Below are 17,619 nucleotides of genomic sequence, written 5' to 3' on the forward strand. Positions count from 1 at the left end.
ATAGCAATGAAAAAGGGGAACCTCGCGGTTCCCCTTCTGTTTTGCACTATTTGCCACTGCGTTATCAGGCCGGGCCTATGCGATCCGGCAGGCTCAGAGTGGCCGAGCCGGGCTGACGCTTGAGCTTCTGCCGGTACGCGAACGGGTGCTGACTCTCCTGCTTTGCAGGCCCCAGTGGAAGACGGCGAGACACATGGCGATCTGGGCCGCCTGCGTGGTCATGCCTTGGTGATACAGAGGCTGCCCTGCAGGTGGTTCATGGGCGCAGCGACACTCCAAAAGCCCATGCCGGCGCTAAACAACATGGAAAACCAGGCAAAATAGCCGGACTCCGGTACCTGAGCGTCGTCACCCAGCCGTATGCTGCCGAAACGGTTGAAGCGAACAACAGGAACAGGGTGACGACCGTGAACGCCGTCATGGCCATGGTCGGGTTGCGGCCTTTCAATCGCCCTTTGGTTGCGCTCGTCGGGATAGAGGTGGACCAGCACATAGGCATAACGTCATTCGCTCACCAACTCCTTCAGGTTGAAAGTACCAATCTCGCGGCAAGAGAGGGGAAGCTCACCATCATGGTGGTGCAGCTTGAGGAGGTGGGTCTGCGTCACAGGGGGGCTGATAATGTACGAAAACTGCGGTATCAGGCAGATAGCAAGGCACTCATCCCCCCGTAGATCGGCAACCAGAGACTTGATATCCAGATTGTTATTGATCATCTTGCGCCTCAAATATCGGGTTAAAATCCGGACAACGGCGGACAACCCAACACAAAAATCATTAGACCAAAAACAATATTGACCCGATGAGGAATTAGGCGGAAAATTTTGCGCCTCTCAACAGCCCCCCAATGACTCAGGTCCCATGGAAAAACATGATGAAGTGCTGGTCGCACTGCGCCAGATTATTCGTGCCATCGATATGCACTCCAAGCGCTTGATCAAGGAAGCCGGGCTGACATCGCCACAGCTCTTGCTGCTCAAGGGGATCAACGAACTGGGGCAAATATCCATGCGCCAGCTGGCGGATCACACCAACATGAGCCAGGCTACCGCGACCACCATTATGGACCGTCTCGAGAACCGCCAATTGGTGCAACGAATTCGCAGTGAAACCGACAAACGCAAGGTTCACGCGACACTCACTGACGCAGGCCGCGCACTGCTGGCCCAGGCGCCCACCCCGCTGCAAGAGAGCTTTATCCAGCGTTTCCAAGCGCTGGAAACCTGGGAGCAAGGGCTGTTGCTCTCCTCCCTGCAGCGTATCTCGGCCATGATGAATGCCGATGGCATTGATGCCGCCCCCGTGCTGAGCGTCAGACCGCTCACCGAAGAACGGGCATGAAAAGGGAACAGGCAGAAAAAAAGCTCCCGACGGGAGCTTTTTTTCTATGGGGATTTTGTCTACCTATCCCGTAGCGGTATCACTCCTCCAGGCTGATGCCTATGTTGGAAACACCGTCCTGGGCCGCAAATACCCTGATTGCCAGGATGCGGTCGCTGTCACGCTCGTGGGCTACCCGCTTGAGCAGCTCGACCTGAAACTCCAGCTCGGCCTCGATGTACTCGTGCTCGTAGAGTTCCTCTTCTGTCATGTCGCGCTCTTCCAGCATCTCGATGAAACCGGCCACAGTTCCCACTGAGGCATGGCTGGCGTCTTCGGCTTCTTCGCCGACCCGGCAGATCACCGAGTTGTAGGCACAACCCAGCGCCACGCAGGCATCCAGCGCCGGATAAGCACCGTAGGATTCAAACTTGTTGGGCTCCGGAATGTAGACTTCAAACGCTTCCAGGATAGCCCCCAGATTGACGCGGGATCCCTTTACCGTCAGGTAGTTCCACATCTGTTCCAGCGCGTTGCGAAACGCCTTCGCATCACCGAAGCCGGATGCTTGGGTAAACAGCGCATAGTTGGGGTACATGCGCTCTGCCAGCGCCAGGGTGTAGACGGTCTGTTGCCAAGGCTGTAGCTCGGCCAGTCGCTTATAAAACTTGTCACCAAACACTGGAGTCGGATCCTTTGCAAAATGTGGGGCAGATTGTAGCCCACGAGGGGCCGCACGAAAACGAAAAAGCGGCCCGGTCGACTAGCTTGTCCGATCAACTCGGGTAAGATGAAGACAAAGCGGCCTCTCTCCCGCGCCGTAAATCTGATAAGGAACAAGAGTATGAGTCAACGTACCCTTCTTTTACTCAGCCAGGACAACGCGCACTACGAGCGCCTGCTCAAGGCCGCCCATCTCCCCCATTTACGCATTCTGAGAGCCGACAACCAGAGCGATGCCGAGAAACTGATCGGGGAGGCCCACATACTGATGGCCGAGCCTGCGCGGGCCAAGCCGCTGCTGGCCAGGGCCAACAAGCTGAGCTGGTTCCAGTCAACCTATGCCGGGGTCGACGTGCTGCTGGATGCCAGCAGCCGACGCGATTATCAACTCACCAACGTGCGCGGTATCTTCGGCCCGCTAATGAGCGAGTATGTGTTCGGCCACCTGCTCAGCCTGATGCGTCAGCTACCGCTCTACCGGGAGCAGCAGAAACAGCGGCTGTGGCAAAGCCACCCGTACCAGGGGCTCAAGGGGCGTACCCTGCTGATCCTGGGGACCGGCAGCATAGGCCAGCACCTGGCCCACACCGGTAAGCACTTTGGCATGAAGGTGCTCGGCGTCAGCCGCAGCGGCCGTGAGCGGGCCGGTTTCGATCAGGTGTATCAGTTGCCGGCGCTGAACAAGATGCTGGCCCAGGCCGACGTCATCGTCAGTGTCCTGCCCGCCACCCGCGAGACCCATCATCTGTTCACTGCATCCCGTTTCGAGCATTGCAAGCCGGGCGCCATCCTGTTCAACGTCGGTCGCGGCAATGCCATCAACGAAGGCGATCTGCTGACCGCCCTGCGCACCGGCAAGCTGGGTATGGCGGTGCTGGACGTGTTCGAGCAGGAACCCCTGCCCGCCGACAGTCCGCTCTGGGGCCAGCCTAACCTCATCATCACCCCGCACAACAGCGCCTACAGCTTCCCCGATGATGTGGCCCAGATCTTCGTGCGCAACTACATTCGCTTCATCGACGGTCAGCCGCTGGACGGCAAGATAGACTTCGACAAAGGTTACTGATCCCGCCCATGACACCAATGAAAAGGCCCTGCCAATGTGGCAGGGCCTTTTTCTATTCGGCTGGAAACCGGCGTCAGCCTGCCTCCATCTCCTTGCGATAGCTCTTCACCTTGGCAAGGAACTGACGTTTGGCCTTGCCGGAGAGCGGCTCCGCCATCGGCAACTTGACCTTCATGGGATCGACCGGGCGGTTGTTGATCCGCACCTCATAGTGCAAGTGGGCACCGGTGGAACGGCCTGTGTTACCGGAGAGCCCAATCTTGTCGCCCATCTTCACCTTCTGACCGGTTTTCACCAGCAGCTTGCTCAAATGCAGATAACGGGTCATCAGGGTACGGCCGTGCTTGATCACCACATAGGTGCCGGCCAGCGGGTGGCTGGTCGCCTTGATCACGACGCCGTCACCCGTCGCCATCACGGGCGTGCCCACCGGCAGGGCAAAGTCAGTGCCCTCGTGAGGACGAACCTGACCTGTAATCGGGTGGCGACGACTCGGGTTGAAGCTGGAGCTGACCCGATAACGGCTATGGGTCGGATAGCGGCGGAAACCGCGCTCCAGGCTGTTACCCTGACCGTCATAGTAGTTGCCATCTTCCGACAACCAAGCCGAGATGCCCTGCCCCTGATTGAACACTTCGACCCCCAGCAACTGGGTGTTGCCCGTGCTCTTGCCCTCGACCGTCTCCTGACGGACCAGCACTTTGAACTTGTCGCCCTTTTTCAGATCCTTGGCGAAATTCAACCGCCACTGGAACAGGTTAGCGATCTTCTGGATGTGGTTGGCCGGGATCCCCGCATTACGGGCACTGACATAGAAACTGCCGTTGATGACGCCTTCATAACTCTTCTGCTGCCACTGCACCTCTTCATTGAGCATGTTGGCGCTGTAGGTGTCATCGGTGCGTTCCAGGATCAGGGTCTGCTTGATATTCAGACGAATCTTCATCTGTTGCAGTATGTTGTCCTGATCGATCAGCAACTCGATAGTCTGACCGGGTTTGAGGCGGGCCAGATTGTTTTTGCTATCCGCATCCAGCACCTTGTAGAGAGTGGTGGTCGAAAGCCCCAAGTTGTTGAAGATGGTGGTCAGGTTTTCACCGTTGCGCACCCTGTAGTCCTGCCACTGGGGAGTGGCGTCGGTCGGGATGTCATCTTCCGGGAGCGCGGCTTCCACCAGCTCATGATCCGGGATGTCGTTAAAATCCGTATTGTCTTCGTTGGTTGCCGTACCGTTAGTGGCAATGGGCAACTCCAAACGCAATGGCCGCTCCAGGATGTCACCTGGCGCTGGCAATATGGCTACCGCTGACAGTGTCATCGCTGTGAGCAGTAACATGGCGTAAAAATGCTTGCGGGGAACCGGGGGTTCCCAATTGGCAGCCTGTGCTACCAAGGGACGGAGACGTTTCATCCGCTATCCTGTCATTAGATCCAAGGGTGTTAGTCGTCAGTCTGTTTACTACAAAACTGTATAAAACTGACTGTTTGACCTAAATACTCACAATTAGTTCATAGCAATCTGCATGAACCTCACATTTTATGCATAACATTCCCCTATGGGCAGAAATGATCGTCTTTTTTAACCATTTTTTCCTATTTTTAAGAACCGGGTCCGATTGTGCTTGGCCCAAGGTTTCATGATGTTGTGATAACTTTTCCATGGAGTGGATATGTCGTTAGCAAAACTGTTAAACCGAATCATCCTGATCCTGTTCGTGATCGGTGCCGCCCTGCTGTTCATGCTGGAAGTCACCACGGTACGCCAATCCATCCTCGACCAGATGTCGGCCAACCTGGAAACGGCCATCACGGCCCTCGGCCTGGTGCTGCAAGGCACCCTGCTCAACGATGACAAGGTGCTTGCCGAAACCATAGTCAACGCCATGTTCGACGGCGGCTTCGTCAGCTCGGTCACCCTGCTGGACCCTGACGGTCAACTACTGTTCCAGAAGGTCTTTCACACAACACTGCAGAATGTGCCGAGCTGGCTCCCTTCTGTTATCGACATGCCGCCGGTCAAAATTGAGCAGGAGTTGACCGATGGCTGGCGCATGCTGGGCACCCTCACCCTGGAAGGGCACACGGGCTACGCCTATCAGCACCTGTGGAATGCCATCAGCCGCACTGGCCTTGCCCTGCTCGCCGGCCTACTGGTGTTCACCTTGGTGATCTCCTGGGTATGCGGCCGCCTACTGCGCCCCCTCGAGCTTATCAACCAGCAACTGGTCAGGATCCGCAAACGCCAGTTCAGCGGCAATCTGGATTCTCCCTGGCTGCAGGATCTCAAGGAGCTGGTCATCTCGGTCAACCAGCTGGTCTCGGAGCGCAAGCGGGATCTGCTGCAACAGCGGCTCAAGATCACCCAGCTCGGCAAGCAACAGGCGCCGACAATCGCTCAACCCCTGCAAGATGTGACGGAAGGGGAAGACGGCATGCAACAACAGCATTTTTTCTCCACCCAGGGCAGCATCCGTCTCTACAGCCGCCTCATTCCCACCCTTACTCCCTCGCCGGAGAGCTCCCCGGATCAGATCCTGCACCTGCTCGACCTCTGGTTGCACCATCCGGTGGAGGGGCTGCAACTGCCCCTCAGCCTGCTCAATCATGCTGACTGGGCGCAATTCGTCCCGCTGCTGGCCAAGGGCAGAGGCAAGACCCTCGACTGGCGCTGGGATCTGGCAAGCTTCCCACCCCTCGGGGAAGCACGGCTCGCCACCTTGCAGGAGCAGGGCATCGAGATGGCGTTCAGCGCCATCCCCATGACCAACGACACCTTCAATCAGCTCGACCCCATCAACCCCGTCTTCATCAGCTGCCAGCCAACCCAGGCTCCCCTTTACTGGAATCTGGTGGCTCAATGCCTGCACAGTGCGGGCTACACTCTGCTGGCAGAAGCCAGCGAGATCCAGGATATCGACACCCTGCGCAGCTGGGGCATAGACGGTTACTCCAGCAAGGAGATCTCATGAACAAACTCGGGTTGTTACTCGCCCTGCTGTGGCCGCTGCCGCTGCTGGCCAGCCCCCTGCTCATCGCCACCGGCGGTGAGCAGGGGATTTATCATCAGGTCGCCAAAGAGTTCTGCCGGCTGGCCAACAAGAGTGACCCCGAGCTGCAATGCAAGCTGCAGGTCACCTCAGGTACCATCGAGAATCTGCACCAACTACAGTCAGGGCAGATACCCTATGCCCTGGTGCAATCGGACTGGCTCTATCAGGCCAGCCGAGGCCTCGGGCCCTATGCCAGCCAGCCGCAACCCGAACTGAGAGCCATGTTCGCTACCCACGCCGAGCCTTTCACCATAGTGGTGCGGGCAGATGGCGACATCACCACGCTGACACAGCTCAAGCTGGCGCCCATCGACATAGGGCTGAAAAGCTCGGGCACTCGCCAGACGGCCCTGGCCCTGTTCAACCTGTTGGGAGCAAAAGAGCAGGATCTCGATCTGAAGAGCGTAGGCAATCTGGCGGAGGCGCTCTGCAGCAAGCAGATAGATGCCTACGGTCTGGTAATGGGACACCCGAACCGGATCGTGCTCGATACCACCAAGCGCTGTGCCATCCGCTTTCTGCCGATCGAGGGAGAGACTCGGGATCAACTGCTCAAGGGGATCAAGTACTACCAGCGCAGCCAAGTGCCTGCCCGCATCTATCCCGACAACCTGAAGGCGACCCCCACCTTCGCCATCGCGGCCACTCTGGTGACCAATGCCGCCACGCCTGAGGCGGAGGTCTACCGACTGACCAGGGCCATGTTGTCCCAGCAGACCAGCTTCAACGAGCAGACCTATGGTTACGCCAACCTGTTTCACAAGGCCCGTAACAAAACAGGCCCGGTGCTGAGCATCGAACAGCATCCGGGCGCGGCAAAATATTTCGAAGAGTTGAAAGCGGCGGGAAAACTATAACTGGCGACGGGGGGAGCGCAGTTGCTCGCTGGAGAAACGGGTCTTCATCGATGTCCACTGCGCCAACCTATCGGCACTGCCCGCCAATGTGCCTTCACGGCGCGACTTCATGATCCAGATGCTCTTTGCATCGAAGCTGTAGACGGGGATGAGATCAGTTCGCTGACTGCCGGGCAGGATCCGGCTGTTGATGTTGTCGAGCACCAGCGGATCGGATTTGGGCGTTGGAAAATAAAGCGTCACCATATGAAACTGGTTGTACTTCACCGCCTTGACATAAGCCAGCCGCAGCTTTTTCTCTTCAACCCCCAGCTCCATCAGGGTGTAGTACTTGGAGATGCTGTAATCTTCGCAGTCCCCCCCGCGAGCACCAATAAACTCCAATGGATTGGCCCAATAATCCTCATCACCCCACAATCTGGGATCATCGCTGTAGGTCAGGTTATTGAAGTAGTTGTTCACCAGCTCGATCTTCTGCTGATCCGTGGTACCGGCACGGGGCGTGAGCAGGCGGGAAAACGCCTCGGCACGCTGGATCGCCCTGCCGCCATAAACCTCCTGCAATTTGGCCCTCAACTCGGGGCTGGCGATGTATTCGGAGAGACGGGACGCTTGCACGCTGGCACAGAGCAGCGCCAGCGTGCAGGTGGGAATGAGCAGCCATTTCATATTTAACACTCCATGTCAGATGCTGGAGGTCAGTATAGTTGGCGCAGGCCACCCTATCAGGTGAACCAAAGAGAGCTCAGCGGCACTGGGCGAAGGCGTCAGCCAACTGTTGCATGAACTGCGGGTAGCCATCCGCACCAATCGGGACCTGCTCACCCACCTCATCCAGCAGCAATACCTTGGCGCCGGTATTGCGGGCCACCGACTCAATCACGGCAGGGGAGAATTGCGGCTCGGCGTAGATGCAGCTTGCCTGTTTCTCCTGCAGCGCCTTGCGGATCTCTACCAGCGTCTTGGCGCCGGGACGGCGTTCCGGGTTTACGGTAAAGTGCCCCTTGGAGCTCATTCCGTAGTGACGTTCCCAGTAGCCATAAGCCTCGTGGAACACGAAGTAGCCCTTCTGGTTCACCGCCTTCATCTGTTCAGAGATGAGCTTGTCCTTGGCCGCCACCTTGGCCTTGAAGGTCAGCAGGTTGGCGCGATAACGTTCGGCATTGGCGGGATCCTGGGCACTTAGCGTTTCACTCAGCGCACTGGCGATAACCAGTGCCTGGGTCGGCCCCAGCCAGATATGCGGATCTACCCCTTCGTGATGATGCCCCTCGTGTCCATCGTGATCATGACCCTCATCGGCATGCTCTTCGTGCCCTTCCTGCTTGGCGTAGTCGAACAGCGGCATCCCCTCAACCCGGGTAAGCGTCAGCACATGGGGATGCTTGGCCAGCGGTTTGGCCATGAAGCCTTCCAGCTCGGGGCCGACCCATACCACCAGATCGGCACCCTGGATGCTGCGGATATCGGAGGGGCGCAGGGAGAAGTCGTGGGGAGAGGCGCCGGTCGGCAGCAGTACTCTGGGCTCACTCACGCCATCGGTGATCGCAGCTGCGATAAAGCCGAGAGGCTTGATGGTGGTCAGTACCTCGAGGGCACGGACAGGCAGGCTCACTGCCAGCAAGGCAGTGATAAGTGTAAGAATTCGCATAGAGATCTCGTCAGGAAGTGAGTGTGTGATAATATAACAAACCAACGCTGTTGTTATATTATAACTCTCACAGGCTGTAAACCCCGGAGCTGTCATGACCCAACTGGTGGAGCTGAAAGAGGTCTGTCTTTCGTTCGACGGACGATCCGTGCTCGACAAGGTCTCCTTTACCCTGAATAAAGGCAAAATCACTACCCTGGTCGGCCCTAACGGGGCGGGCAAGAGCACCCTGAGCAAGCTGGTACTGGGCCTGCTCACTCCGGATACCGGCGAGATCCGGCGCCGTCGCGATCTGCGGGTTGGCTATGTACCGCAACGCCTCTATCTGGATCCCACTTTGCCGCTGACGGTGCGCCGCTTCCTGCAACTGGGCAAGAATGGCCGTCTATCCATCGAGGAAGCGCTCAATCGGGTCGGCGCCCAGGGGTTGCTGGATAACCGGATGCAAAAGCTCTCTGGCGGCGAGATGCAGCGAGTGCTGCTGGCACGTGCCCTGCTGGTCAAGCCAGAGCTGCTGGTGCTGGATGAGCCGGTGCAGGGGGTGGATATCAACGGTCAGATCGAGCTCTATGCCCTCATCAGCACGCTGGCGGCCGAGTTCAACTGCGCCGTACTGATGGTCTCCCACGACTTGCACCTAGTGATGGCCAGCACCCACGAAGTGATCTGCCTCAATCGCCACGTCTGCTGTCACGGCGAGCCGGAAAGCGTGGCACGCCATCCCGAATTTGCCCGCCTGTTCGGGCGCCCTGAACAGGAAGTGCTGGCAGTCTACACCCACCATCATCACTGCGACGGCGAACACCATCATCATAATGAGCAGGCCCCCGTCATCCGCCTGCCGTCTCGCAATCAATAAGCGCAGCTAAGGACATTCAAGTGGACAGCTTTCTGTTATATGCCCTCACGGCCGGCCTCGGCATCGCCCTGCTGGCCGGGCCCCTTGGCAGCTTCGTGGTGTGGCGCAAGATGGCCTATTTTGGTGACACCCTCTCCCATGCCTGCCTGTTCGGCATAGCACTCGGCATACTGCTGCAGGTGAATCTGACCCTGGCGGTGGTGGTCTGCTGCCTCGCCATGGCCATGCTGCTGGTGATCATGAGTCGCAACCAGCAGGTGGCGACCGATACCCTGCTCGGCATCCTGGCCCACAGCGCCCTGTCGCTTGGCCTGGTCACCTTGAGTTTTATGGATAACGTGCGGGTGGATCTGATGGCCTACCTGTTCGGCGACCTGCTCTCGGTACAACCGGTGGATCTGCTCTGGATCTACGGCGGTGGCGCCCTGGTCCTGCTCACCCTGTGGCGCCTGTGGGATCCCCTGCTCTCCATGACCATCTCGGAAGAGCTGGCTCGGGTGGAAGGGATCCGGGTCGATGTGCTGCGCTGTGTGCTGATGCTGCTGATCGGGCTGGTGATCGCCGTGGCAATGAAGTTTGTCGGGGCGCTGATCATCACCTCGCTGCTGATCATTCCCGCCGCCACCGCCCGCCGCTTCAGCCAGACGCCGGAGCAAATGGCGGGCTTTGCCGCACTGATCGGCTGTCTCGCCGTGCTGGGCGGCCTCAGCCTCTCCTGGCATCAAGACACGCCGGCGGGCCCTTCCGTGGTGGTCTGCGCCACCGGCCTGTTTATCCTGAGCCAGTTCAAGAAAGCCTGATAAGCCAAGCGGTTATAGCGCCATGCTCTGGCGCGCCTCCATCATCAGCCATTGGCGCAATCGACTGATGGCGGGCTCATGGGCCCGGGATCGCTTGCAGGTAAAGTAGAAGGCATCCCCCGTCTCCAGCTGGTGAACCGGCAAGGCCACCAGCTGGGGATCATCGGGCCGCAGCATGTAGTCGTTCACGAATGCCACCCCCTGATCCCAGGCCGCCGCCTCCATCGCCAGCAGCACATGGCTGAAGTGGTGCATCCGTGCCTCATCCGGGATGACCAGACCGCCAGCCTTGGCCCAGCGCTGCCAATCCTCTCCCCGCGCCTTGTAGATGGACTGCACCGACAGAAGCGGCAGCTGCCAGATGGCCTGTGGCCACTCCCCCTCCAGCTGTTGCAACAGGCGTCGGCTGCAGACCGGGAAAAGCCGCTCCTGATAGATGAGATCGTGGCAATAACCGCGGCCATGGGGCGACACCGTGATGAAACAGTCCGCCACCCGATCGGAGAGCTCGGGATCTTCCGCCACCATCTCCAGGCTCAGATCCAGCTCGGGGTAGAGCTGACGCAGACCCGCCAGACGCGGGATCAGCCACTTCACCGCGAACGAGCTGTAGACCGCGAGTCGCAGCCGCATCTCGCCACCGCCGCGCAGCTGTTCGCTGCTCTGGGCGATCTGGCCCAGCCCAGCGGCTATGCCTTCAAAGTAAACCTCCCCCTGGGCGGTCAATGACAACAGCCGCCCCTGACGCAACAGCAGCCGTTCCCCCAGAAAATCCTCCAGCAGGCGGATCTGGTGGCTGACCGCACTCTGGCTGACGTTCAGCTCGAGGGCCGCGCGAGAAAAACTGAGCAGGCGGGCAACCGCTTCGAAATATTGAACCGCGCGCAGGGGAGGCAGCTTCATTATCCAAAATTCTCATAGATGGTGATTTTTTATCATTTTACTGGATAACTGACCCCACGCTACCCTGCCCTCATATAACATCGGAGGTGGTATGAATGCAGTCGGGATCGGCATCCTCTATCTGGTGCTGGGCAACATGGTGGCGGTCTTTTCCGATGCACTGGTCAAGGTACTGGAGCCGAGCCAGCCCGTGTTCCAGTTTGTCTTCTTTCGCCAGCTCTCAGCCGCCATTCTGCTGATGCCCTGGCTGCTCTGGTCATGGCGTCGCAATCCGCCGGTAGCCATCAAGTGGCACCTGCTGCGGGCCCACATCTGGGCGGTCGGCGTCTGCCTGATGGTGGTCGCCCTCACCCGCTTGCCGCTCGCCACCGCCAACGCCCTCTTCTATGCGGCCCCCCTGATGATGGTGCCGCTGGCGGTATGGATGGCGGGGGAAGCGATCTCACGCCAGAAGGTGCTGACCGCGCTCATCGGTTTTATCGGGGTCTTGATCGTACTTCGACCAACCGAGGTGAACTGGGCCGCGCTGGCCGCGCTCGGGGTCGCGCTCTCCATGGCACTCAACAACTTGCTGATCAAGCGGATCCCGCTCAAGCAGCCCATCGCCCAGACCCTGTTCTTCACCAACGTGCTGAGCATGCCCTTCATACTGGCGCTGGCACTGTGGGAAGGGGGCGACTGGCAGTGGCAGATGTGGTGGCCCGCCTTCGGCTCATCGGCGCTGATCATGGTCTATGCCGGCTTGTGCGTGGTGGCCTATCGCAAGGCAGAGGCAAGCAAGATCGCCTCGGCGGAATACACTGGCCTCTTGATGGCGGTCGCCATCGGGGTCTGGATGTTTGACGAGCAACCGGGTCTGCCGCTGCTGCTGGGGTGCCTGTGCATCATCATCCCGCTGGTTGCCATGGCGCGCAACAAACCAAAACCGCTGACGGAACCTGCGGTCTGACACAGAGGCCAATACTAGGGTCGCACCAGCAAGGGGGCGACCCTTTGTTGCAGATGAGGGATCACCTCCTGCTCGAACCAGAGGTTCTTCTTGAGCCAGAAGGTATTGCGGGGAGACGGGTGCGGCAACGGCAGCCAGCCGGGGCCATAGTCAGCCCAGCTGCGCACCGTCTCGGTGAGCGGCCCCTTGGCTGCCCCCCGCAGGTAGTAGGCTTGCGCATACTGGCCGATGAGCAGGGTCAGCTCAATATTGGGCAGCAGCATCAACACCTTGTCGTGCCAGGTGGGCGCGCACTCGGGTCTGGGTGGCAGATCGCCGGATTTTCCCCTGCCGGGGTAGCAGAGCCCCATCGGCATGATGGCGATGCGGGACTCGTCGTAGAAAGTGGCCTTATCCACGCCGAGCCAGTGACGCAGCCTATCGCCAGAGGGGTCATCCCAGGGGATGCCGCTGGCATGAACGCGGGTACCTGGCGCCTGGCCGATGATCAGCAAGCGGGCGCTCTCGGCGCCACGGATCACCGGGCGTGGCCCCAGTGGCAAATGAGCCTCGCATAACCGGCAGGCCCGGATCTGTTCAAACAACGTATCGAGTCGGTTCATGCCCCGATAGTAACAGGATTTCCCCCTCTATCCTGCTTGTGAAAGTCTCAGAGGATACTTATCATGCGACCACAAATGTTTAATTTAATAAACGGAGAGAGATGAAGAACTGGATGGGCACCGGCAGCGCGGCCCTCTCATTCGTGCTGTGGGGCATGCTGCCCCTCTATTACCAGTTCATGCCAGAGGTCAACATGTGGGAGCTGCTCTCCCACCGGGTCCTCTGGTCGGCGGTACTGCTGGGAACCCTCTTTTCCCTGCTCGGCTACCGGGTGCCCTGGGCACGCCTGCGCAGTGAACCCCGTCAGCTTTGCCTCATACTGCTGGCGGGCCCGGTCATGTCCATCAGTTGGTGCATGTTTACCTGGTGCCTGACCACGGGTCAGGTGCTGGCCACCAGCCTCGCCTTCTTCATGACTCCGCTGTTCAATATCGTGTTCGCAGTCCTCTTCCTCAAGGAGCGGCTCACCCCGCAAAAACATCTGGCGGTCGCCCTGGCACTGGCGGGGCTGGCCTACATGCTCTTCTCCTACGGCCAGCTGCCCTGGTTCTCCCTCATCATGGGTGCCAACTTCGCCTTTTATGGCCTGCTCAAAAAGAAGGTGCACTACGATGCTGGCGTCAGCCTCTACCTCGAAGCCCTGGTCCAGCTGCCGGTTGCTCTGCTGATCATCGGCTGGCTTGCCCTGAACGGCATGAGCCAGTTTATGTCCGGTGACTGGGCCGAACGGCTGCTGCTGATGGGCAGCGCCCCCGCCACCCTGCTGCCGGTGGGCCTGTTCTGCTACGCCGTGGCACGCACCCGCATGAGCACTGTGGGGCTGCTGCAATATATCGAGCCCAGCCTCGCCTTCCTGCTCGCCATCTTCTGGTTTGGCGAGACGGCGGATCCGGTGAAATCGGTGGGATTTGCCTTCGTCTGGGCGGGTCTGCTGGTGAGCCTGCTACCACTGCACCGGCTCAGGCGCGGTGCCGGCAACCCAGCTCAGGGTCTGCCACGATAGGATTCCAGGATAGCGTGCCACGCGGGATCCATGTCCATCTGCCCGGCGATGTCGTTCAGCCGGGCATGGAGATCGGCACGGGATTTGGGAACCAGAATATGGCGGGTATAGCTGGATTGGGGAAAGGGCGAGATGAACAGCTTGCCCTCATAAGCGTCATTGATGAAGAAAGACAGCGCCGAGCCCGGCACCAGGGTCACATCAATGCGGCCCCGTATCAGCAGGCTGAAATTGGTTTTGACCTTCTTGGCATCGTGGCGTACCAGCTCGCCCCGGGCCACAGCATCATCGATGCCTTGATAGCGATAGCCCTCTATGCCACCGAAGATCAGCCCCTTGAGTGAATCCGGGCCGCGATAGGTGACGGGTCTGGCCGCGCTGGAGATGAGCTCGTTGGTGTCGCGCATCACAGGGAAGGTCCACAGATAACGTTCGTGCTGGGGATCCCCCACCCAGACAGGATTGACCCAGGCCACCAGACCGTCGAAGCCAGGATCCGACATCTCCAGCGCCAATCTGGCCCGATTCACCAGCCAGAGTTCAAGCCTGGGTTCTCCGCCGAGCCTTTCATTGAGATACTTGACCAGATCCCGGCTCAGTCCCGTCTTCTCCCCTGTCATGAAAGGTGGATGCTGATGGTAATCATAGAGACGGATCGTCTCACCCAGAGCCGGGACCGACAACAGGCACCACAACCACAACCAGACTCGCATCGCACCTCCTTGGACTGCTCTTGAGTTTGGCACAGACAGATCGAATGAGAAACGCAGCGATGGACACAAAACCGACCAGCTCACCCCCACCCGGCCAATGGTCCCTCTATCTGGTGCGCACCGCAGCCGGCCTGCTCTATACGGGTATCAGCACGGATCCGATCAGGCGGTTGCGCCAGCACCAGAGCGGCAAGGGATCCCGCGCCCTGCGCGGCAAGGGGCCACTCACGCTGGTCTGGCAGCAGAGGGTGGGCGACAAGGGGGCGGCACTGCGACTCGAATACCGCCTCAAACAGCAGAGCAAGGCCTTCAAGGAGCGCCTGGTACGAGAACCGGATGGCTGGGCCGACTGGAGTCAGCCTTGGCTGGCAGCGATTGACCCGGCAATGAAGAGGCCACAAAAAAGGCCACTGCGAGCAGTGGCCAAGGAAGGATCCGATAGCAGGGAGGCTTAACGGTAGGTATTGGGTTGCTTGCGCCGGTTGCTGATGAGCCAGCACACCACCAGCAGCACCAGCAACCAGGGCGCCAGCTTGATGATCAGAGCGAACATGCCGGCCAGCGCGCCAAACAGCACAAAGAGACCGCTCACCAGCAGCATGGCCAGCACGGTAAACCCCGCCAGCGCCATGGCCACCAACACCAGCATCAAGACAATAAATTCCAGCATGTTCTGCTCCTCGCAGGCTTCTCTTGCCGGCTGAATGACCCCAGGGTCAATCCAGCCAGCGCTTCAATTCACGATGGGGTGGCATGATCAGCACCGCCAGCAAATAGGCGGCCAGGGTCAGTGGCGGCATCAGGATCAGGGCAATCAGCGCCACTATCCGTACCGTCACCCTCGAGAGCCCCAGCCGGTTGGCAATACCGGCGCAAACCCCGGTCAACTTGCGATGAGCAAGGTCCTTCGGCCAGGGCGTCATGCTTATGCCCCCACCTTCTGACCCTTCAGCCGGGCCAGTTCGCGCTCAATCTCGTCGTTCAATTCCAGCTCGCGGAACTGGGCCTCCAACGAAGGATTCTGCCCCAGGGTCGCCGCCTCCAGCTGAGCTTCCAGCTGATCGACCCGGCCTTGAAAACCGTCGAAACGCGCCATCAGCTCATGCATGCGCTGGTTATCGACCTGGGCACGGGCCCGGATCCGGCTATGGGCGGTCTGTTCGCGCAGGGTCAGCATCTTCTGCTTCTCGCGGGCTTCGGTCAGCTTGGCGGCCAGTCGCTCGCTGTCGGCGGTAAGCTGGGCCAGCACCTCGGCCACCCGGACCTTGTCCTGTTCCAGCTGGTCACATTTTTTAGCCTCGGCCAGTTTTTCAGTGAGGGCGGCACGGGCCAGATCCTCACGTCCCTTCTGGATGGCGAGCTCGGCCTTGGCCGACCACTCCAGAACCTGGTGTTGCAGCGCCTGCTGGTGGCGTTCCAGCTGCTTCTGCTCGGCGATGACGCGGGCGGCTTGGGTTCTCATCTCGACCTGCACCTGCTCCATCTCTTCGATCATCAGTCGCAGCATCTTCTCCGGCTCTTCACTCTTGTCGAGCAAGCTGTGCAGGTTGGCATTGATCACGTCGGTCAGGCGGCTAAATACGCTCATGGTCTGGCTCCTTGTTCATGGGGATGGCTATCTCTTCCCATAGCATTACAAGAGCCGTGCCAAGAAAATTTATTGTTGCTTTACAACTAGATGGGGATTTATCGGCAAGATGCAAGCAGGGTTTTCTGGTGAAATTTGCCAACAAAGTGGTGATTTTAACCAACAAAAAAGGGAGCCAGCGGCTCCCTCTATGTCGTCTTCCGTTCAGAGTCAGGCGGCTTGATGGCGACCCAGCTTGCTGTCCAGTTCGACCAGCTTGGCTTCCATCTGTGCACGGCAGTTGTCAGACAACTCGCGAATACCGGCTGCGCCATGCTCCTTGCTGCACACGGGCGGCAACATTTCCAGCAGCACTTCACCATTGTCCCAGCGGTTCAGGTCGATCTGGCCAAAGTAGCTGGAGCAAACGATGGGCACCACGGGCACCTCGGCCTGCACGGCGGTGTGGAAGGCGCCAGCCTTGAACGGCAGCAGGCCACGCCCCTTGGAGCGAGTACCTTCCGGGAACATCCAGATGGAGGTGCCATGATTCTTGATGCGATCCACCACCTGGCCTATGGTGCCGATGGCACGGGAGCGGTTGGAGCGATCGATCAGCACGTTGCCTGAGAGCCAGAAGAGTTGGCCGAAGAAGGGCAGCCACAGCAGACTCTTCTTGCCGACCGCCACCACGCCGGGCATGACAGCACCTGTCACGGTGAAGATGTCGAAATTGCTCTGGTGATTGCAGACGTAAACCGCCGGGCCGAGCGACTTTACCTCGTCCGGTATGGTTACCTTGACCTTGAGCCCGAGCAGCGGGCAGATCGCATGGTACATGCGGGCGAAAACAAAGACGTTGTTGGGATGACGCGGACGCACCAGACAGAGCAACAGACCAAACACGAACCAGAAAACGAGCAGCAGGGTAAGCAGCAGCACACGGGCAAGTTTGAGCATCGAACACCTCGGATTTTAACTTGGCGCAGTATACTGGTCCCCCTTTTAGCGAACAAGCGTTCGCCAAACAGAACCGCCCACCCCGATGTGCACAGATGGTCGCATCGAATTCTGCTGACTTGCTCCTGTCATGGTTGATCGATAGGATATGCACTATTCAACAGGGTAGGGCTAGCATGATTTTGCGACAACGCGTGGCGACAAGACTCCTGCTGCTGGTCTGCATTCTGGTGCTCAACTGTGCGGCCCAGCCGCTGGCCCGGCTGGCTCAACTCGATCAAGCCCTCAGTTGCCAGGTTCAACTCCTCCCCTCTTCCGGTGTCGATGCCGACGATGCGCAGCCAGCGACGCCTCAGCCAAGCAGTTGCCAGCTCAATGGCAAGTGGCTCAGTGCCGCCAGCCTGCTCTGTGTCGAACAGATCTTCTTTGCCATCGCCTTCGTGATTGCCCTGCTGGCGCCGTTGTCGCGGCGCTCGCCTGCCTTGCCCCCCCCTCGCAACATATCTCCGCCTGAACGGCGACTACATCTTACTTTCTGCGTCTGGCGAGAATGAGTTAGCGGCGGTTATCTACCCCTGACTTTCATTTTCAAGAG

At 59.2% G+C, this 17,619-nt stretch carries 22 protein-coding genes and 2 pseudogenes; 10 read left to right on the plus strand and 14 right to left on the minus strand.

Annotated features, from left to right (window positions below; all coding sequences use genetic code 11):
* Nucleotides 1–64 precede the first annotated feature (64 nt).
* From WJM78_RS17940 to WJM78_RS17950, 3 genes and pseudogenes are all read right to left on the minus strand, one after another.
* Nucleotides 65–193 (minus strand): hypothetical protein, encoded by a 129-nt coding sequence (locus WJM78_RS17940; RefSeq protein WP_287147080.1) that lies wholly within the window; start codon nt 191–193, stop codon nt 65–67.
* Nucleotides 166–493: pseudogene (locus WJM78_RS17945) on the minus strand (BCCT family transporter); the annotation flags it as partial. The gene WJM78_RS17940 and the pseudogene WJM78_RS17945, both read right to left, overlap by 28 nt.
* Before the next feature lie 13 nt (nt 494–506).
* A pseudogene (locus WJM78_RS17950) lies at nt 507–713 on the minus strand (hypothetical protein); the annotation flags it as partial.
* A 148-nt stretch (nt 714–861) separates the two neighbouring features.
* Here WJM78_RS17950 and WJM78_RS17955 point away from each other — a divergent pair.
* The gene (locus WJM78_RS17955; RefSeq protein ID WP_042035257.1) at nt 862–1,341 is read left to right on the plus strand and encodes a MarR family winged helix-turn-helix transcriptional regulator; all 480 of its coding nucleotides are present in this window, start codon (nt 862–864) and stop codon (nt 1,339–1,341) included.
* A gap of 79 nt (nt 1,342–1,420) precedes the next feature.
* Here WJM78_RS17955 and WJM78_RS17960 read toward each other — a convergent pair whose 3' ends face one another.
* Nucleotides 1,421–2,002: a YjaG family protein gene (locus WJM78_RS17960; RefSeq protein WP_339010857.1), complete on the minus strand. Its 582-nt coding sequence runs from the start codon at nt 2,000–2,002 to the stop codon at nt 1,421–1,423.
* A 162-nt stretch (nt 2,003–2,164) separates the two neighbouring features.
* Between WJM78_RS17960 and WJM78_RS17965 the strand changes: the two genes are divergently transcribed.
* A complete protein-coding gene (locus tag WJM78_RS17965) occupies nt 2,165–3,109 on the plus strand; it encodes a D-2-hydroxyacid dehydrogenase (RefSeq protein WP_108536615.1) in 945 nt (314 codons plus the stop codon).
* Nucleotides 3,110–3,182: 73 nt separating this feature from the next.
* Here the strand turns inward: WJM78_RS17965 and mepM are convergent, their stop codons facing one another.
* Nucleotides 3,183–4,520, minus strand: a complete 1,338-nt coding sequence (gene mepM / locus WJM78_RS17970) for a murein DD-endopeptidase MepM (RefSeq protein WP_108536616.1) — start codon at nt 4,518–4,520, stop codon at nt 3,183–3,185.
* A 259-nt stretch (nt 4,521–4,779) separates the two neighbouring features.
* Between mepM and WJM78_RS17975 the strand changes: the two genes are divergently transcribed.
* Nucleotides 4,780–6,078 (plus strand): LapD/MoxY N-terminal periplasmic domain-containing protein, encoded by a 1,299-nt coding sequence (locus WJM78_RS17975; RefSeq protein WP_339010858.1) that lies wholly within the window; start codon nt 4,780–4,782, stop codon nt 6,076–6,078.
* Nucleotides 6,075–7,016, plus strand: a complete 942-nt coding sequence (locus WJM78_RS17980) for a TAXI family TRAP transporter solute-binding subunit (protein ID WP_339010859.1) — start codon at nt 6,075–6,077, stop codon at nt 7,014–7,016. The genes WJM78_RS17975 and WJM78_RS17980 overlap by 4 nt, the downstream gene beginning before the upstream one ends.
* On the opposite strand, the gene WJM78_RS17985 is transcribed toward WJM78_RS17980, so the two are convergent.
* The gene (locus WJM78_RS17985) at nt 7,011–7,685 is read right to left on the minus strand and encodes a transglutaminase-like cysteine peptidase (RefSeq protein ID WP_042035266.1); all 675 of its coding nucleotides are present in this window, start codon (nt 7,683–7,685) and stop codon (nt 7,011–7,013) included. The genes WJM78_RS17980 and WJM78_RS17985 overlap by 6 nt on opposite strands.
* 76 nt (nt 7,686–7,761) lie before the next feature.
* Nucleotides 7,762–8,667 carry a zinc ABC transporter substrate-binding protein ZnuA gene (znuA, locus tag WJM78_RS17990; RefSeq protein ID WP_212512732.1) on the minus strand — a complete coding sequence of 302 codons (906 nt, stop codon included), beginning with the start codon at nt 8,665–8,667 and terminating at the stop codon, nt 7,762–7,764.
* Between the two features lie 94 nt (nt 8,668–8,761).
* On the opposite strand from znuA, the gene znuC reads away from it, so the two are divergent.
* Nucleotides 8,762–9,526 carry a zinc ABC transporter ATP-binding protein ZnuC gene (gene znuC / locus WJM78_RS17995; protein WP_042035270.1) on the plus strand — a complete coding sequence of 255 codons (765 nt, stop codon included), beginning with the start codon at nt 8,762–8,764 and terminating at the stop codon, nt 9,524–9,526.
* Between the two features lie 20 nt (nt 9,527–9,546).
* Nucleotides 9,547–10,326 carry a zinc ABC transporter permease subunit ZnuB gene (gene znuB, locus WJM78_RS18000; protein ID WP_339010860.1) on the plus strand — a complete coding sequence of 260 codons (780 nt, stop codon included), beginning with the start codon at nt 9,547–9,549 and terminating at the stop codon, nt 10,324–10,326.
* A gap of 12 nt (nt 10,327–10,338) precedes the next feature.
* On the opposite strand, the gene WJM78_RS18005 is transcribed toward znuB, so the two are convergent.
* A complete protein-coding gene (locus WJM78_RS18005) occupies nt 10,339–11,229 on the minus strand; it encodes a LysR substrate-binding domain-containing protein (protein WP_042035274.1) in 891 nt (296 codons plus the stop codon).
* Between the two features lie 91 nt (nt 11,230–11,320).
* On the opposite strand from WJM78_RS18005, the gene WJM78_RS18010 reads away from it, so the two are divergent.
* Nucleotides 11,321–12,178: a DMT family transporter gene (locus tag WJM78_RS18010; protein ID WP_042035277.1), complete on the plus strand. Its 858-nt coding sequence runs from the start codon at nt 11,321–11,323 to the stop codon at nt 12,176–12,178.
* 14 nt (nt 12,179–12,192) lie between these two features.
* Here WJM78_RS18010 and WJM78_RS18015 read toward each other — a convergent pair whose 3' ends face one another.
* The gene (locus tag WJM78_RS18015; RefSeq protein ID WP_339010861.1) at nt 12,193–12,780 is read right to left on the minus strand and encodes a uracil-DNA glycosylase family protein; all 588 of its coding nucleotides are present in this window, start codon (nt 12,778–12,780) and stop codon (nt 12,193–12,195) included.
* A 101-nt stretch (nt 12,781–12,881) separates the two neighbouring features.
* Between WJM78_RS18015 and rarD the strand changes: the two genes are divergently transcribed.
* Entirely contained in the window at nt 12,882–13,784 is a 903-nt protein-coding gene (gene rarD / locus WJM78_RS18020) for an EamA family transporter RarD (RefSeq protein ID WP_108536624.1), read from the plus strand.
* On the opposite strand, the gene WJM78_RS18025 is transcribed toward rarD, so the two are convergent.
* On the minus strand, nt 13,766–14,497 hold the full coding sequence (locus WJM78_RS18025; protein ID WP_339010862.1) for a transporter substrate-binding domain-containing protein: 732 nt from the start codon (nt 14,495–14,497) through the stop codon (nt 13,766–13,768). The two genes, rarD and WJM78_RS18025, sit on opposite strands and share 19 nt — an antisense overlap.
* A gap of 44 nt (nt 14,498–14,541) precedes the next feature.
* Between WJM78_RS18025 and WJM78_RS18030 the strand changes: the two genes are divergently transcribed.
* A complete protein-coding gene (locus WJM78_RS18030) occupies nt 14,542–14,952 on the plus strand; it encodes a GIY-YIG nuclease family protein (protein ID WP_212512728.1) in 411 nt (136 codons plus the stop codon).
* Here WJM78_RS18030 and pspG read toward each other — a convergent pair.
* The 4 genes from pspG to WJM78_RS18050 form a co-directional block, all read right to left on the minus strand.
* Complete coding sequence (gene pspG, locus WJM78_RS18035) at nt 14,949–15,167, minus strand: envelope stress response protein PspG (RefSeq protein ID WP_042035286.1); 219 nt, start codon at nt 15,165–15,167, stop codon at nt 14,949–14,951. The genes WJM78_RS18030 and pspG overlap by 4 nt on opposite strands.
* A gap of 46 nt (nt 15,168–15,213) precedes the next feature.
* Complete coding sequence (locus WJM78_RS18040) at nt 15,214–15,420, minus strand: PspC domain-containing protein (protein ID WP_042035287.1); 207 nt, start codon at nt 15,418–15,420, stop codon at nt 15,214–15,216.
* Nucleotides 15,421–15,422: 2 nt separating this feature from the next.
* Nucleotides 15,423–16,085, minus strand: a complete 663-nt coding sequence (pspA, locus tag WJM78_RS18045) for a phage shock protein PspA (protein ID WP_275931231.1) — start codon at nt 16,083–16,085, stop codon at nt 15,423–15,425.
* A gap of 210 nt (nt 16,086–16,295) precedes the next feature.
* Nucleotides 16,296–17,024, minus strand: coding sequence for a 1-acylglycerol-3-phosphate O-acyltransferase (locus WJM78_RS18050; protein WP_042035290.1), 729 nt, complete (start codon nt 17,022–17,024; stop codon nt 16,296–16,298).
* 176 nt (nt 17,025–17,200) lie between these two features.
* Between WJM78_RS18050 and WJM78_RS18055 the strand changes: the two genes are divergently transcribed.
* The gene (locus WJM78_RS18055) at nt 17,201–17,578 is read left to right on the plus strand and encodes a hypothetical protein (RefSeq protein ID WP_042035292.1); all 378 of its coding nucleotides are present in this window, start codon (nt 17,201–17,203) and stop codon (nt 17,576–17,578) included.
* The last annotated feature ends 41 nt before the right edge of the window (nt 17,579–17,619 follow it).

Source organism: Aeromonas popoffii (assembly GCF_037818705.1).
In the GTDB taxonomy this organism is placed as follows: Bacteria; Pseudomonadota; Gammaproteobacteria; order Enterobacterales; family Aeromonadaceae; genus Aeromonas; species Aeromonas popoffii.